The sequence below is a fragment of the Burkholderia sp. Bp9012 genome (assembly GCF_003853825.1).
Lineage (GTDB): Bacteria > Pseudomonadota > Gammaproteobacteria > Burkholderiales > Burkholderiaceae > Burkholderia > Burkholderia diffusa.
This window is the reverse complement of sequence record NZ_QTQA01000009.1, coordinates 72,147-86,568: the sequence shown is the minus strand read 5'-3', so window position 1 is coordinate 86,568 and position 14,422 is coordinate 72,147. Positions and strand designations below refer to the sequence as shown.

Sequence of the window (14,422 nt, the reverse complement as noted above, 5' to 3'; positions counted from 1 at the left end):
ATTTCCCGACTCCCGTTTCCCGACGCGCATGCCAACCGATTCCGTCGTCCATCAGCTTGCGATCCGCGCAGGCAACAAGCTGCGTGACGAGCACCTGTCGCTCGCCACCGCCGAATCCTGCACGGGCGGCATGATCGCCGCCGCGATCACCGACATCTCCGGCAGCAGCCAGTGGTTCGAGCGCGGCTTCGTCACCTACTCGAACCAGGCGAAGATCGACATGATCGGCGTTCCATCCGACCTGATCGAGAAACACGGCGCCGTCAGCGAGCCGGTCGCACGCGCGATGGCCGAAGGTGCGCTGCGCAACAGCCGCGCGCAGGTCGCGCTGTCCGTCACCGGCATCGCCGGTCCCGCCGGCGGCAGCGAGAAGAAGCCGGTCGGCACCGTGTCGTTCGCATGGAGCAACCGGCTGCATACCGACGTCGAGACCCTCGTGTTCAAGGGCGACCGCGAGCAGATCCGCGCGCAGGCGGCCGCGCATGCACTGCGCGGGCTGCTGAAGCTGCTCGACGAGCGCGAAGGCTGATTCGCCGGCGCAGCGGCAGGGGCGGCCGCCCCTGCCCGCCGACTGAATTGCGTCGGGCTTCACGACGATCCAGTTCTTGTCCGCCGTGACCGGCAGGCCGAGCGCCTTCGGCCGCGCAGGCATGCGGTGCGCAAGCGACGGGACGTTGTTCGCGTGCGCCAGGATGGCAGACACGCGAAGCAGCCGCGCGGCCCGCGGATGCGGGTTCGGCGGTGAAAGGCCGCCCGGGCGGGCGGCCTGCGTTTCAGCGCTATTTCAGCGATGCGCGTTGATCGTATCGCGCGTCTTCTGCGCGGCGAGCGCGGCGGCTTCGGCGAAATCCTCGCCCTTGCTCGCGTACAGGATCGCGCGCGACGAGTTGATCATCATCCCGGTGCCGTCGGCGGTGCGGCCCGCGTTGACGGTCGCCTGCACGTCGCCGCCCTGTGCGCCGATGCCGGGGATCAGGAGCGGCATGTCGCCGACGATCCCGCGCACGATCTCGATTTCCTTCGGGAACGTCGCACCGACCACGAGGCCGAGCTGGCCGTTCTTCGCATTCCACTTGTTCGCCGCGAGGTCGGCCACGACCTGGTACAGCGGCCGGCCGTTGGTGTCGAGGAACTGCAGGTCCGACCCGCCCGGGTTGGACGTACGGCACAGCACGATCACGCCCTTGCCTTCATGCTCGAAGTACGGCTCCACCGAGTCGTAGCCCATGTACGGGTTCACCGTGACCGCGTCCGCGCGATAGCGCTCGAACGCCTCGCGCGCGTACTGCTCGGCCGTGCTGCCGATGTCGCCGCGCTTCGCGTCGAGGATCACGGGCAGCCCCGGATGCTGGAGGTGGATGTGCGCGATCAGGCGCTCGAGCTGATCTTCCGCGCGATGCGCGGCGAAGTACGCGATCTGCGGCTTGAACGCACTCGCGTATTGCGCGGTCGCGTCGACGATCTGCCGGCAGAATTCGAAGATCGCGTCGGGCTGGCCGTCGAACTGCACGGGAAAGCGCGACGGCTCGGGGTCGAGGCCGACGCACAGCAGCGAATTCGTGCGCTGCCACGCGGCGCGCAGCGATTCGATGAAAGTAAGCGGGGAAGACATGGCGGATACTCGCGGCAAACCGTTGGTAGACCGCGTATTTTACCCGCGTCGCCGGCGTCCTTCGCGCGCGGCGGCGTCGATGCGCGCATCGGACCGCTCGACGGTGAATGCGAAACGCCGCGTGAGCCGCTCGCCCGGCGCGAGCAGCGTCATCCCATGCGCGGCCGCGCCGCCCGGCAGGTTCACCGCATTGATCGGATGATCGACCGGCTCGAAGCAGAAAAAATGCTCGCCGGGCGGCGTATAGAGCACGTACGCATCGGCGTCGGCCGCGATCGTCAACAACAGCCCGCGGCGCGGCCAGCTCACCGTCGCGTGGCCGCCCCAGCCGGTGAACGCATGATTGACGAGCGTCGCCGGCAACGGATATGCGACGCCGAACTGCCAGGCCGGCGGCACGCTCACGTGCCGCACCGGCAGGAAATCCGTACCCGACAGCCACAGGCCGCCCGCGGCCGCGGCCAGCTCGGTCGCGTCGTCGCGCACGAGGAACGGATGCATGCCGAGCCCGAACGGCAGCCGTGCACGCCCCGCGTTTTCGATCGTCAGCGCGATCGACAGCGTCGTATCGTCGAGCGCGAACGACTGGATCGCGCGAAACGCGTACGGCGCGCCGCTCGCGCGATCGAGCGACAGCTGCAGCGTCGTGTCGGTTGCGTCGTCCACCTGCCACGGCGCGAGCCAGCCGTCGCCGTGAATCGGCAATGGTTCGTCGCGGCGGTTGCGCGGCACCGCGACGCTGCGCCCGTCGCATTCGAAACGGCCGTTGCCGATCCGGTTCGAGTACGGCAGCAGCGGATAGCAGGCGAGCGCGTTCGGGTCCGTCGCCGTTTCCGGGTGCTCGCAACGCCGGAACACCGGCACCAGCGCGCCGTGATCGCCGCGCCAGTCGAAGCGCGCGATGCCGCCGCCCAGATGCGGCAGCACGTCGAGCCGCAGCGCCGCATTCGACAGCGTGACGACCGCCGCATGCGCGGTGCCGACGCCCTGCGCGAATGCGGCGGTCTGCGGGCCGGCGCTGACGGGCTGCGCGGCGGCAGCCAGGCGCGCGCGGCGCGACTGGCTCGTGGACGACGATGCGCGCGAGGACGTGGCGGTCATGGTGAGCTCCTTTCCTTCGTCGATGAAGTGATACGGGTCGTCGCGCGGTGCCGCGCGAATTCGAACATCGGCAATCAGGCCCAGCCGCCGTCGACCACCACGTCCTGCGCGGTGATCATCCGGCTGTCGTCGGCCGCGAGAAACAGCGCCATGCGCGCGAGATCGTCCGGCAGCAGCTCGGCGTCGATGCACTGGCCGACCTTGATCGCCGCACGGCCCGCGTCGTCGAGCCAGAGCTTGCGCTGCTTGTCGGTCATCACCCAGCCGGGCACCAGCGAATTCACGCGGATTCCGAACGAGCCGAGATCGCGCGCGAGCCCACGCGTGAGGCCCTGCACGGCCGCCTTCGCCATCACGTAGACGGGGTAGCCGCCGTTCTTCAGCATCCAGCTGATCGAACCGAGATTGATGATCGCGCCGCCGCCGCACTGCTTCATGTCGTCGATCACCGCCTGCGCGGCGAAGAACTGATGGCGCAGATTCACCGCGATGCCCGCGTCGAACGACTCGGGCGTCACGTCGCCGATCGCGTGGCGCGTGTCGTTCGCCGCGTTGTTCACGAGCACGGCGATCGCGCCGATGCGCGCGCGGATCGCGTCGATCGCATGGCGCAGCGCGTCGATGTCGGTCAGGTCGCACGGGATGAACAGCGGCGCGTGGTGCACGTCCGGCGCCTGCGCGAGGGTTTCCGCGAGCGCCTGGCCCGCGTGCGCGTCGAGATCGACGAACGCCACGCGCGCGCCCTGCCGCGCGAAATGCTCGACGAACGCCGCGCCGATCCCGGTCGCGCCGCCCGTGATCAGCACCGCGCGATCCTCGAGGCTCGGGTAGCACGCATAGCGTGCGTCGCTCGCGGCGCGCGAATCCTGCGCGGAAGTTTCGATGGTCATGCGAATCGTCTCCGTGGAATCGGTCAGTCGCGTACGCCGCGGTTCTTCAGCTGGTCGAGCAACACGGCCGCGAGCAGGATCGCGCCGCGCACCAGATACTGATAGAACGCGTCGATGTTCAGCAGGTTCATCACGTTCTCGACGGTGCCCATGATCAGCACGCCGATCACGACGCCCGAGATCGTCGCGCGGCCGCCCATCAGCGACACGCCGCCGAGCACGCACGCCGAGATCACGTTCAGCTCGAAGCCCTGCGCCGCGTTCGGCTGTCCCGACGTGATGCGCGATGCGAGGATCACGCCGGCGAGTGCCGTCACCGCGCCCTGGATCAGGAAGATGTAGACGCGCGTGCGTTCGACGTTGATCCCCGCGAGGCGCGACGCCTCGGGGTTGCCGCCGATCGCGAGCGTGTTGCGGCCGTACACGGTCTGGTTCAGCAGCACGCCGAACACGATGAAGCACATGAGCGTGACCCAGATCGGCAGCGATACGCCGAAGAGCGACAGCCCGCCGAGCGCGATGAACGTATCCGACGACACGCCGACCGCCTGCCCCTTCGACACGATGAAGCCGAGCCCGCGCACGATTTCCATCGTCGCGAGCGTCGTGATCAGCGCGTTGATGCGCAGGTACGCGATCACCGCGCCGTTCACGAAGCCGATCGCCGCCCCGGCCGCGACCGCCGCGACGATCGCGACGAACGTGTTGTCGGTCGCATTCAGCACCATCGCGCACAGCACGCCCGAGAACGCGACGGTCGAGCCGATCGACAGGTCGAAGTCGCGCGAGGCCAGACAGAACATCATCGTGCACGCGACCATCCCGATCTGCGAGATCGACAGCGCGAGGCCGAGCATGTTGTCGATCGAGAAGAAATGATCGACCGTCAGCGACATCGTCACGAACATCACCGCGAAGATCGCGATCAGGCTGTATTCGGTGAGGTGCTGCCACCACTTCTGGCGGTCGCTCTGTTGTGGAACCAGCGCGTCGGCCGACGGCTTCACGGCTGCGCTGGCGAGGTTTTCCCTGACTTGCATGATTGTGTCTCCTGCTCCTGCGTCGCGCGGCCCGCGCCGCGCTTGATCGATTCGAATGTCGTGCGTCGCCCGAGGCGACCTGAAACCGCGTCAGGCCGCCTCGACGACGCTGGTCTGCGGCAGCGCGAGGCTCAGCACCGCATGCTCGTTCGCCTGCTCGCGCGGCAGCTCGCCCGCGATGCGGCCTTCGCGCATCACGACGATGCGGTCGGACACGCCGAGCACTTCCGGCAGTTCCGACGACACCATCACGATCGCGCAGCCGCGCTCCGCGAGCCGGTAGATCACGTCGTAGATCTCGTGCTTCGCGCCGACGTCGATGCCGCGCGTCGGCTCGTCGAGGATCACGACCTTCAGGTCGGGCTCCGCGAGCCAGCGCGACAGGATCGCCTTCTGCTGGTTGCCGCCCGACAGGAAGCGGATCTTCTGCCGCCGGTTCGGCGTCTTGATCTTCAGCCGCTGGATGAAGCGGTCGGCCGTTTCATTTTCGGTCTTGCGGTCGATGAACAGGCCCGCGCGCAGCGAATGACGGCGGCAGCTGATGTTGATGTTCTCCGCGACCGACGCCATCGCGATGATCCCTTCCTCCTTGCGGTCTTCCGGGCACAGCACGATGCCGTGACGGATCGCGTCGCCGGTGCGCTTCACGTCGATGCGCTTGCCGTCGAGCGTCAGCGCGCCCGCGCGTCGGCGATCCGCGCCGTACACGAGCCGCATCAGTTCGCTGCGCCCCGCGCCGACCAGCCCGAAGAAGCCGACGATCTCGCCCGCGCGCACCGAGAAGCTCGCCGGCTCGCGCAACGCGGGGCCGTCGACGCCTTCGGCCGAAAACCGCACGTCGCCGAGCGCACGCGGCGCGTAGTGGTAAATGTCCGCGATCTCGCGCCCGACCATCTCGGCGACCAGCCGCTCGCGCGGCACGTCGGCGAGCGATTCGTGCGAGGCGATCTTGCGCCCGTCGCGAAAGATCGTGCACGCATCGCACAGCCGGTAGATCTCGTCCATCCGGTGCGAGATGTAGATCAGCGCGCGGCCCTGCGCGCGCAGGTCGTCGACGAGCTTGAACAACACCTCGGTCTCGCGATGCGACAGCGAGCTCGTCGGTTCGTCGAGCGCGATCACGCGCGCGTTGCGCATCAGCGCCTTGCAGATCTCGACCATCTGCCGCTGCGCGATCGACAGCCGCCCGAGTTTCGCATCGGGATCGAGATCGACGCCCATCGCCGCGAGCCGTTCGCGCACATGGCGCTTCGCCTCGCCCTTCCTCACCCAGCCGAGCGCGTTCGGCAGGCGGCCGAGCAACAGGTTCTCCGCGACCGTCAGGTCGGGCACGTACTGCAGTTCCTGGTGAATCACCGCAACGCCGGCCGCGATCGACGCGGCCGCACTCGAAAAATGCACGGGCTGGCCGTCGACCAGCACGCTGCCCGCATCGGGCTGGTATTCGCCGCCGAGAATCTTCAGCAGCGTCGACTTGCCCGCGCCGTTCTCGCCCATCAGGCCATGCACCTCGCCCGCGTGCACGTCGAACGAGATGCCGTCGAGTGCGCGCACGCCGGGAAATACCTTGCCGATATTGTCAAAACGCAGTGCCGCTGACACGTCGTCTCCCTACTTGCAGTTCCATCGATCGCCGGCCGCCGCATCGTCGCGGCAGCCGGCGGGCGGCTTACTTCGATGCGAGCCCCATCTCGTCGCGCACCTTCGACACGTTGTCGCGCGTCGCGAGCATGCCCGTCGTCAGCGTCAGCGCCGGCGGTGCCTTGCCCTGCGTGATCCACGCGTACATCAGGTCCGAGGTTTCCTCGCCGTGGCGCTTCGGGCTGATGATCACGGTGCCGTAGAAGCCCGTCGGCTGCGGCTTCTTGAATTCGTTCAGCGCCGATTCGGAACCACCGATGCCGATGCCGATCATGTTGTCCGCCTTGAAGCCGCGCCCTTCGGCCGCGCGCACCGCGCCGAGCACGGCCTCGTCGTTCAGGCCGTACGCCACCCAGTGCTTGAACTGCGGGTTCTTGGTGAGCGCGATGTTCGCTGCGTTGAACGCGTTCTCGGTGTCGGTCTTCGCCTGCGGCGCCGCGATCACGTTCGCCTTCGGGAAGCCGGCCGCCACCAGCGCGTCGGTCGCGCCGCTCGTGCGGTCGTGCGCGGTCGGCAGCTGCTCGTAGGTGATGTCGATCGCGCCGACGTCCTTCATGTCCCAGCCGCGCTTCTTGATCTCGGCCGCGATGCCGTCGCCGACCTGCTTGCCGATGTTGTACGCGGAGATCCCCATGTGCGGCACCGCCTCGATCGGCTTGCCCGCGCCGTCGACGAGGCGGTCGTCGACCGTCATCATCTTCAGGTTGTGCGACTTCGCCTTCGCGACGATGCCCGGCCCGAGCTTCACGTCCGGCGTGCAGATGATGAAGCCCTGCGCCTTCTGCGCGGACAGGTTGTCGATCGCGCTCATCACCTTCTCGCCCGACGGCGCGCCGATCTTCACGAGCGTGAAGCCCTTGTTCTTCGCCGCGATCTCGGCGAACTTCCACTCGTCCTGGAACCACGGCTCTTCCGGCTGCTTCACCAGGAAGCCGATCTTGACCGGGTCGGCCGCATGCGCGACCGGGCTTCCGATCACCACTGCCGCCGCGGCGGCCAGCGTTACGAAGGTTCTGCGTTTCATCTCCAGTGTCTCCTTGTCTTCATCGAACGGAATACAGCCGCTTGTTGGTTTCGACGCAGCGTGCGCGCGGCCGTCGCACGTGCGGTCTGTCGAATCGTTGCGTCAGTCGTGGTACAGCGCCGCGCGCCCGCCGTCGACGGTGATGCAAGCCGCATTGATGAACGGCGCCTCGTCGGAGGCGAGAAACACGGCCGTCATCGCGACTTCTTCCGGCTTGCCGATCCGCTTCATCGGCTGCAGCGCGAGCGTCTCGGCGCGCGCCGCGGCCGGGTCGGCCTGCGCGTCCCACCAGTCGCGCGTGAGCTGCGTCTCGATGTAACCGGGCGCGATCGCGTTCACGCGCACGTTGCGCGCCGCGTATTCGATGCCGAGCGCACGCGTGAGGCCCAGCACGCCGTGTTTCGCGACCGGGTACGGAAAGCAGCCCGGGATGATCCGGAACGCATGCGTCGACGCGATGTTCACGATGCTGCCGCGGCCGCGTTCGACCATCCCAGGCAGCGCCGCGCGGCAGCCGTGCCATACGCCGTCGAGGTCGACCGCGAAGCAGCGGCGCCAGTCTTCGTCCGTCATCGTCAGCGGATCGGCGAACACATTGATGCCCGCGTTGTTCACGAGCACGTCGAGCGGGCCGAATGCGGCTTCGGTCTGCGCGAGCGCGTCGCGCACCGAATCCTGCCGCGCGACATCCGCATGCAGCGGCAGCACGCGCGCGCCGTCGATGTCGTCGGCGATCGCCGCGGCCGTACGCTGCGCTTGCGGGAAGTCGAGGTCGACGAGCGCGACGGCCGCGCCCTCGCGCGCGAACGCCTGCGCGATCGCGGCGCCGATCCCGCGGCCGGCGCCCGTCACCATCGCGACCTTGCCCGCGAGACGTCCCATCATGCGGCTCCGCCGCGCGCCACGTGCAGGCCGGCCTGGAACGCGCGCGCATTCGCCGCGGTCGCCTCCGCCGACTGGCCGGGCCGGTACAGCGCCGAACCGAGCCCGAAGCCGTTGGCGCCGGCCGCGAGGAACGGCTGCATGTTGTCCGGAGAAATTCCGCCGACGGGTATCAGCGGCACCGCGCGGTCGATCACCGCACGCCACGCCTTCACGACGGGCACGCCGAGCTGCTCGGCCGGGAACATCTTCAGCACGTCGGCGCCGTTCGCGAGCGCGGCAAACGCCTCGGTCGGCGTCGCGACGCCCGGTGCGCTCGCGAGCCCGCGCTCGCGCGCACGGCGGATCACGGCCGCGTCGCTGTGCGGCATCACGATCAGCGTGCCGCCCGCGTCCTGCACGCGGTCGACATGCTCGGCGCGCAGCACGGTGCCAGCGCCGACGATCATGTCGTCGGGTAGCGCGCGGCGCAGCGCCGCGATGCTGCCGAACGGATCGGGCGAGTTGAGCGGCACCTCGACGATCCGGAAGCCCGCTTCGTGCAGCGCAAGGCCGTGGTCAGCGGCTTCGGCGGACGTGATGCCGCGCATGATCGCGATCAGCGGGCACGCGTCGAACGCGCGCATCAGTGCGGCGTGCGGCGTGTATGGTGCGGGCAGCGTAAGGTCGGACGACATCGGCGGTTCCTCTTCAATCGATTCATTGGTCGGCGCAGACGGGCTCGCCATCCGCGCGCACGAGCCCGGCGCGCGACGCGATCCACCACAAGCCGCGCTCTGTCGCCTGAGCGACGACACGCGCATGCGTGCAGCCGAACACGCTCAACGCGTCGACGTAGCGCGCGCACAATCCGTCGTCGCCGATCAGCAGCAGCGGCTGGTTCGCGAGCGCGACACCGCGTTCCGCCAGCATCGCGTCAAGTGCGTTCAGCTCATGGCCGATCAGCAGGCCTGACAGGTAATCGCCCTGCGCATCGGGCGCGAGCCGGTCGGTCAGGCCGAGCGTGCGCGTGCTGAAGATCGTCGCGAGCAACCCCGCGCGCTGCGCACCGCGGGCCACCGCGACGCCGCGCGCGAATGCCGCGCGGTCGGGCGACGCGCTCGCGCGCATCGTGCGGCCGAGGATCGTGTGATCGCGCAGCGCCGCGAACAACTCGCCGGTCATGAAGGTCTGGAAGCGCTCGATGAGCCCGTCCTTCACCCATGCCCACTTCGCATGCGTGCCCGGCAATCCGATCAGTACGCCTGAACGATCTGCATCAAGCATGAGATCGTTCGCGAGTGCGCCGAATATCTGCGTTTCTTCGCCGCGCATCACGTCGGGCAACTCGCCCGTCGCGATCACGCCCGGCACGATCGACACCGTCGTGCCGCGCGACGTCGTCACCGTGACGAGCCCCGCGACGAGCGCGTCGGCACCGGCCGGCACCTGGACGTACGGCGCCTCGCGCCAGCCCTGTGCGCTGCCGACCATCCCGGCGGCCAGCACCGGCACGCCCGGCGCGCGGTCGAGCCAGTCGCCGCACGCTTCCTCGAACACGACGTCGAAGGCTCGCGCGCCGCCGGCCGGCACATGCATCACGCCCGCGGCGCGGCTGCGCGTGTCGAGCAGCGCACCGTGCGCGTCGAACAGATACGCGCGCAGCGACGTCGTGCCCCAGTCGAGCGCGATCAGCGACGGTGCGGCGCAGGAGGCGTCCGGAGCGGTCCGGGTCGAATTGGTCATCGTTTGATCCTGCGGGTACCCTGCGGCGGGCTCCAGCCCAGTTCCGCGGAAATGGCTCGCGCTTCGCGCTGCACGAGCGGAATCAGTTCGTCCATCCGGTCGTGCGGCATGTACGGAATCGTGCTCGCGACCGATACGGCCGCGACGATCGCGCCCGACGCGTCGCGGATCGGCGCGGCTACGCAACGGATCGACGCCTCGTTTTCCTCGAGGTCGAACGTGTAGCCGCCGGCCGCGTAATGCGCCATGCGCTGCAGGAACGCGCTCGTCTCGGGCCGGTTGTCCGGCTTGAAGTTGACGCCGGCCAGCGCGCGCCGCGCGGCTTCGAACAGCGAGCGCCACAGGTCCGGATCGAGGTCGAGCATCATCGCCTTGCCGATGCCGGTCGACGCGAGCGGCATCCGGTGGCCGACACGCGAGCGCATCTCGAGGCCGCGCGTGCCGGGGATCTTGTCGATGTACAGCACGTCATCGCCGTCGCGCACGCCGAGGTGGATCGTGTCGAGCGTCGCTTCGGCGAGCGCCTCGAGGTGCGGCCGCGCGACCGCCGTGAGCGGCATCTGTTCGAGCGCGATCGTGCCGAGCTCGATCAGCTTCGGGCCGAGCAGGTAGCCGCCCTGCACCTGGCGCAGGTAGCGCGCCTGCACGAGGCTGCTGACGAGACGGTGCGTCGTGCTGCGCGTCGTGCCGAGCGCGGCGCCGATCGCACGCATGTCGCGCGCGCCGTTCGCGATCGCTTCGAGGATTGCGAGACCGCGCAACAGCGTCTGCGTACCGGCCTGCTGCGCGGTGAGGTCGAGCGGCGTGCTGGTCGCGCCGATGGAGTCGGTGAGCGGCGCATCGCCCGGCGTCGCGCGCCGGGCGTCGAGAGCAAGGGAATCGGGCATCTTGGTCATGGAACGGGTTTCTTCAGCCGAATCGGTGAAGCCGCTGTCGCGACGCCGGAACGAGGTCGGGCGTCGCGGCAACGCGGCGGTCGATGCACCGAGGAAAGCGCCCGGCGAACTTCATGGAATGTGTCTCCGTGTGCGTCGGGCGCCGCGCGATGCGTGGGTCCGAAGCTGTCGATGTGCTTCGGATTGTAGGAGCGCACGCATTCGTCTCCAATATTTGAATGCGTTGCCCAGATAATGAGATAAACCAGCGGAGGTCGCGAAACCGTCGCGCCATGCGCACGGGGGCGGAACCCGATGCGTCGCGGGTCCCGCCCCCGTTGGTCATGCGCGCCGCGCTTACTGCTGGTTCGTGCTGCGCGCCTGCATGTAGCGCTGCACGTCGGAGAACGACACGCGGCCGCTACCGCTCGCGTCGATCTGCCGGAAATGATTCGCGACATAGCCGAGGCCGGCCGCGCGCGCCTGCGCTTCGGTGATCGAACCGGTGTTCTGCGTATCGGCCGCGCCGAACTGCCGCGCGAGTTTGCGCACCACCTGCGCGTGCAGCGCGGCGCCCGTCGTCTGCGTGCCGGCGGTCGGCTTGCGCGCGGCCGGCGGCACGTACGGATCGCCGAGCTGCGCCTGGCGCGCGCGCGCCGGAGTGACGGCGTCGCTCGCCTGCGCGAACGCGGACACCGATGCGGATGCTGCAACGCCGGCGCATGCGAGCGCGGCGGCAACGACGATGAAACGTTTCTTCATGTCAGGCTCCAGTCTGGAATGAGGTCGTCGACGGCCGGCGAACGGCGCCGCCACGGGCGCGCGTCGCCAGGCCCGCACATCGCATCAGTGCGCGGCCGCGTTGTAGAAGGTCACGAGGTCGGCCTTCTCCTGCGGACGCGACGTATCGTCGAGATAGACCATGTGTCCACCCTGATAGTCCTTGATCGTCAGGTTCGGTTGCGAGCCGAGCCGGGCGAGGTCGAGTTCGGTCTGGTAGAACGGCGTCGCGATGTCGTGATACCCGTTCAGCGACAGCACCTTCAGCGACGGATTCAGCGTCAGCGCAGCCGCAAGATCGGGAATCGTGTCGGGCATCGCGAGGCCGTCGTGCGTCCAGTCCCAGGTCTGGATCGCATTGCTGCTCAGCGAATACGCCGACTGCGCGCTGTACTTGAGCACGTTCGGCAGGTAGCTGCCGATCGTGTCGGTGAACGGCTTCGTGATGAACGTGCTCGACGGGTCGCCGTCCGCCGCGAGCGGGCTCGACGACGGCACGTTCACGCGTGCGTCGTAGCGGCCGATCAGCGTGCCCGGGATCAGCGACACCTGGAAGCTGTTGTCGAAGAAGGTCGGGACGACGTTGAAGTCCGCGTTCCACAGCGTCTGCTTCACGCCGGTCGAATTCACCATCGTCGTGACGAGCGTCGGCGGGGGCGGCGTGTGGCTCGCGAGATACGCGTTCACGGCGGGCACGTAGCTGCCGGCCGTCAGCTGACGCATCTGGTCCGCATATTGCGGCAGGCTCGACGGGTTCGGGTTGTCGAGCTGGTAGTACGCGCCGACCGTGCCGTAGGACGGCACGAAGCCCGCGCAACTCACGGGGCTCGCCCCGTTATTCGAGTTGCCGACGTAGTCGCTCGCCATGTCGCAGTTCGCGTTGTAGTTGAGGATCGACGACTGCAGCACGATGCCGTCGAGCTTCACGCCGGCCGTCTCGAGCAGGTTCGCGAGCACGTCGGTGCGCGGCGTGCCGTATGACTCGCCGAACAGGTACTTCGGCGAATCGTTGCGCTGGTTCACGGCGATGTAGCGCATCACGAAGTCGCGGAACGCGCCGCCGTCCTGGTCGACGCCCCAGAACGTCTGGTTCGTGTTCGGCGCGATCGCCTCCGAGAAGCCGGTGCCGATCGCATCGACGAACACGAGGTCGGTCGTGTCGAGCAGGCTTTCCGCGTTGTCGACGAACGGGAACGTCGACGCATTCGCGTTCGGGTCGCCCGTCTGGATCCGTTTCGGACCGAACGAGCCGAGATGCAGCCACACCGATGCGGAGCCGGGGCCGCCGTTATACAGGAACGTGACGGGCCGCTTCGCCGCGGGCTGGTTGTCGGCGGTGTACGCGACGTAGAAGAACGATGCTTCGGGCGCGCCCGTCTGCGGATTGCGTGCGACGAGGTGGCCGGCGGTCGCCGTGTAGCGAATCGTCTTGCCGTTCAGCGTGATCTGGTGATGGGTGACGGCGGCCTTTTCGACCGCGGCGGACGCGTCGAGCGACGCGGTCGCGCTCGACGAATAACTGTTGGGATCGTTGTACGGCTTGTCCACCTGAGCGGCGGGATCGGCTGAATTGTCGGTACCTGCTGCCGAGGACGACGTCACGTCGTCGTTGCAGGCCGTCAGAATCAGCGAAGAGAACACAACCCCCAACAACAGCTTCGCTTTGCTCGCTGGCATCGTTGCTTTCCTTCTCTCGAATGTTTTTTATGTCGAGCAGCCGGGTGAGCCGCCCCCCGCCTCGATTGCGGCCGATAAGCCGAGGCGCTGGCCAATATACGTGAGCGGGTCGGCTTTGAAAAATTTGGAAATATTTGATCGACGCTCGGTGCGGCGCACACCTTTCAGGAATGCTTCAATTCACGAACCGTTGTGTTTCAACAGTCTTTCAATTGCTTTCGCGTCTACCCGAAAACACTCAAACCACACGGATTTCGTGCCATATCGGCAAACAAAATCTCGCGCGGGCGGGCATTGCTCAGTAAAGCGAAATAGATGAATTCGTCTAATGGATGCGTCCCGAAATGCGGGCGACACGAATGCGCTGCAGCGCACCAATGGCGCGCCGGCGACGGAACGGACAATGTCACGGCGCGAGCGCGCCGCTCACTGCGATTGCGGAAGTTCGGCCGCGCCCATCCGGCGGGCAATCACGGCCGCGCGCTGCGCCTGGTAGGCCGAGCCGCGGTGCGCGTCGAACCAGCGCGGCTTCGGCAGCATCACCGCGAGACGCGCCGACTGCCACGCGCCGAGCCGGCTCGCGGGAATCCTGTAGTAATAGCGGGCGGCGGCCTCGGCACCGTACACGCCGCGGCCCCATTCGACGGAATTCAGGTAGATCTCGAAGATCCGCTCCTTGTCGAGCACCGTCTCGAGCATCCACGTGATGATCAGCTCCTGCCCCTTGCGGATGTAGCTCTTCTCGCGCGACAGGAACAGATTGCGCGCGAGCTGCTGCGTGATCGTCGACCCGCCCGCGACGATCCGTCCGCGCGCCTTGTTCTTCTCCCACGCCTGCAGGATCGCATCGACGTCGTAGCCGTTGTTGGTCGCGAAGGTCGAATCCTCCGACGCGATCAGCGCGCGCTTCAGGTTGCGCGAGATCTGGTCGTACGGCACCCACTGGTGCTGGATCCGCGCGGGCGGATTGTCGCGCGACAGCCACCATGCGTCGGTCCGCATGAACGCGGTGGAACCCGGATTGATGAACGACCACAGCGCGATCTGCACGAGATAGAACAGCTGCGTCGCGAGCCACGCGCCCGCGAACACCGAACCCGCATAGACGATCCAGCGGGTCGGGCTGATGGTCCGCGTGCGCTGCGTGCCGCTTACCGCCACCACCTGTCGCGCTC

At 67.9% G+C, this 14,422-nt stretch carries 14 protein-coding genes; 1 reads left to right on the top strand and 13 read right to left on the bottom strand.

Annotation, left to right across the window (positions count from 1 at the left end; all coding sequences use genetic code 11):
• Positions 1–28 precede the first annotated feature (28 nt).
• A complete protein-coding gene (locus tag DIE11_RS14245) occupies positions 29–529 on the top strand; it encodes a CinA family protein (RefSeq protein ID WP_059608214.1) in 501 nt (166 codons plus the stop codon).
• A gap of 255 nt (positions 530–784) precedes the next feature.
• Here the strand turns inward: DIE11_RS14245 and pyrF are convergent, their stop codons facing one another.
• The 13 genes from pyrF to mtgA form a co-directional block, all read right to left on the bottom strand.
• Positions 785–1,612, bottom strand: a complete 828-nt coding sequence (gene pyrF / locus DIE11_RS14240) for an orotidine-5'-phosphate decarboxylase (protein WP_011350899.1) — start codon at positions 1,610–1,612, stop codon at positions 785–787.
• A 39-nt stretch (positions 1,613–1,651) separates the two neighbouring features.
• The gene (locus tag DIE11_RS14235; protein ID WP_124624787.1) at positions 1,652–2,713 is read right to left on the bottom strand and encodes an aldose 1-epimerase; all 1,062 of its coding nucleotides are present in this window, start codon (positions 2,711–2,713) and stop codon (positions 1,652–1,654) included.
• A 74-nt stretch (positions 2,714–2,787) separates the two neighbouring features.
• Positions 2,788–3,603: an SDR family NAD(P)-dependent oxidoreductase gene (locus DIE11_RS14230; RefSeq protein ID WP_124624784.1), complete on the bottom strand. Its 816-nt coding sequence runs from the start codon at positions 3,601–3,603 to the stop codon at positions 2,788–2,790.
• Positions 3,604–3,626: 23 nt separating this feature from the next.
• Positions 3,627–4,643 (bottom strand): L-arabinose ABC transporter permease AraH, encoded by a 1,017-nt coding sequence (araH, locus tag DIE11_RS14225; RefSeq protein ID WP_059465359.1) that lies wholly within the window; start codon positions 4,641–4,643, stop codon positions 3,627–3,629.
• 90 nt (positions 4,644–4,733) lie between these two features.
• Positions 4,734–6,245 (bottom strand): L-arabinose ABC transporter ATP-binding protein AraG, encoded by a 1,512-nt coding sequence (gene araG / locus DIE11_RS14220; RefSeq protein ID WP_124624781.1) that lies wholly within the window; start codon positions 6,243–6,245, stop codon positions 4,734–4,736.
• A 67-nt stretch (positions 6,246–6,312) separates the two neighbouring features.
• Positions 6,313–7,308, bottom strand: coding sequence for an arabinose ABC transporter substrate-binding protein (locus DIE11_RS14215; RefSeq protein WP_124624778.1), 996 nt, complete (start codon positions 7,306–7,308; stop codon positions 6,313–6,315).
• A gap of 102 nt (positions 7,309–7,410) precedes the next feature.
• Positions 7,411–8,190: an SDR family oxidoreductase gene (locus tag DIE11_RS14210; protein ID WP_124625068.1), complete on the bottom strand. Its 780-nt coding sequence runs from the start codon at positions 8,188–8,190 to the stop codon at positions 7,411–7,413.
• Complete coding sequence (locus DIE11_RS14205) at positions 8,190–8,867, bottom strand: 2-dehydro-3-deoxy-6-phosphogalactonate aldolase (RefSeq protein ID WP_124624775.1); 678 nt, start codon at positions 8,865–8,867, stop codon at positions 8,190–8,192. Before DIE11_RS14205 ends, DIE11_RS14210 begins: the two co-directional genes overlap by 1 nt.
• 22 nt (positions 8,868–8,889) lie before the next feature.
• Positions 8,890–9,915 carry a 2-dehydro-3-deoxygalactonokinase gene (locus DIE11_RS14200; RefSeq protein WP_124624771.1) on the bottom strand — a complete coding sequence of 342 codons (1,026 nt, stop codon included), beginning with the start codon at positions 9,913–9,915 and terminating at the stop codon, positions 8,890–8,892.
• Positions 9,912–10,811 carry an IclR family transcriptional regulator gene (locus tag DIE11_RS14195; RefSeq protein WP_059608207.1) on the bottom strand — a complete coding sequence of 300 codons (900 nt, stop codon included), beginning with the start codon at positions 10,809–10,811 and terminating at the stop codon, positions 9,912–9,914. The genes DIE11_RS14200 and DIE11_RS14195 overlap by 4 nt, the downstream gene beginning before the upstream one ends.
• 336 nt (positions 10,812–11,147) lie before the next feature.
• Positions 11,148–11,552, bottom strand: a complete 405-nt coding sequence (locus tag DIE11_RS14185) for an EF-hand domain-containing protein (RefSeq protein ID WP_124624765.1) — start codon at positions 11,550–11,552, stop codon at positions 11,148–11,150.
• Between the two features lie 84 nt (positions 11,553–11,636).
• Complete coding sequence (locus DIE11_RS14180; RefSeq protein WP_124624763.1) at positions 11,637–13,247, bottom strand: S10 family peptidase; 1,611 nt, start codon at positions 13,245–13,247, stop codon at positions 11,637–11,639.
• A gap of 426 nt (positions 13,248–13,673) precedes the next feature.
• The gene (gene mtgA / locus DIE11_RS14175) at positions 13,674–14,411 is read right to left on the bottom strand and encodes a monofunctional biosynthetic peptidoglycan transglycosylase (protein ID WP_059681846.1); all 738 of its coding nucleotides are present in this window, start codon (positions 14,409–14,411) and stop codon (positions 13,674–13,676) included.
• Positions 14,412–14,422: the final 11 nt, after the last annotated feature.

What these genes read in the sequence shown, in the direction of transcription:
- DIE11_RS14195 (WP_059608207.1), bottom strand. Translation starts at nt 10,811, where the DNA reads ATGACCAAGATGCCCGATTCCCTTGCTCTCGACGCCCGGCGCGCGACG.
- DIE11_RS14230 (WP_124624784.1), bottom strand. Translation starts at nt 3,603, where the DNA reads ATGACCATCGAAACTTCCGCGCAGGATTCGCGCGCCGCGAGCGACGCA.
- DIE11_RS14215 (WP_124624778.1), bottom strand. Translation starts at nt 7,308, where the DNA reads ATGAAACGCAGAACCTTCGTAACGCTGGCCGCCGCGGCGGCAGTGGTG.
- DIE11_RS14205 (WP_124624775.1), bottom strand. Translation starts at nt 8,867, where the DNA reads ATGTCGTCCGACCTTACGCTGCCCGCACCATACACGCCGCACGCCGCA.
- DIE11_RS14235 (WP_124624787.1), bottom strand. Translation starts at nt 2,713, where the DNA reads ATGACCGCCACGTCCTCGCGCGCATCGTCGTCCACGAGCCAGTCGCGC.
- DIE11_RS14200 (WP_124624771.1), bottom strand. Translation starts at nt 9,915, where the DNA reads ATGACCAATTCGACCCGGACCGCTCCGGACGCCTCCTGCGCCGCACCG.
- DIE11_RS14210 (WP_124625068.1), bottom strand. Translation starts at nt 8,190, where the DNA reads ATGGGACGTCTCGCGGGCAAGGTCGCGATGGTGACGGGCGCCGGCCGC.
- DIE11_RS14180 (WP_124624763.1), bottom strand. Translation starts at nt 13,247, where the DNA reads ATGCCAGCGAGCAAAGCGAAGCTGTTGTTGGGGGTTGTGTTCTCTTCG.
- DIE11_RS14245 (WP_059608214.1), top strand. Translation starts at nt 29, where the DNA reads ATGCCAACCGATTCCGTCGTCCATCAGCTTGCGATCCGCGCAGGCAAC.
- DIE11_RS14185 (WP_124624765.1), bottom strand. Translation starts at nt 11,552, where the DNA reads ATGAAGAAACGTTTCATCGTCGTTGCCGCCGCGCTCGCATGCGCCGGC.
- araH (WP_059465359.1), bottom strand. Translation starts at nt 4,643, where the DNA reads ATGCAAGTCAGGGAAAACCTCGCCAGCGCAGCCGTGAAGCCGTCGGCC.
- pyrF (WP_011350899.1), bottom strand. Translation starts at nt 1,612, where the DNA reads ATGTCTTCCCCGCTTACTTTCATCGAATCGCTGCGCGCCGCGTGGCAG.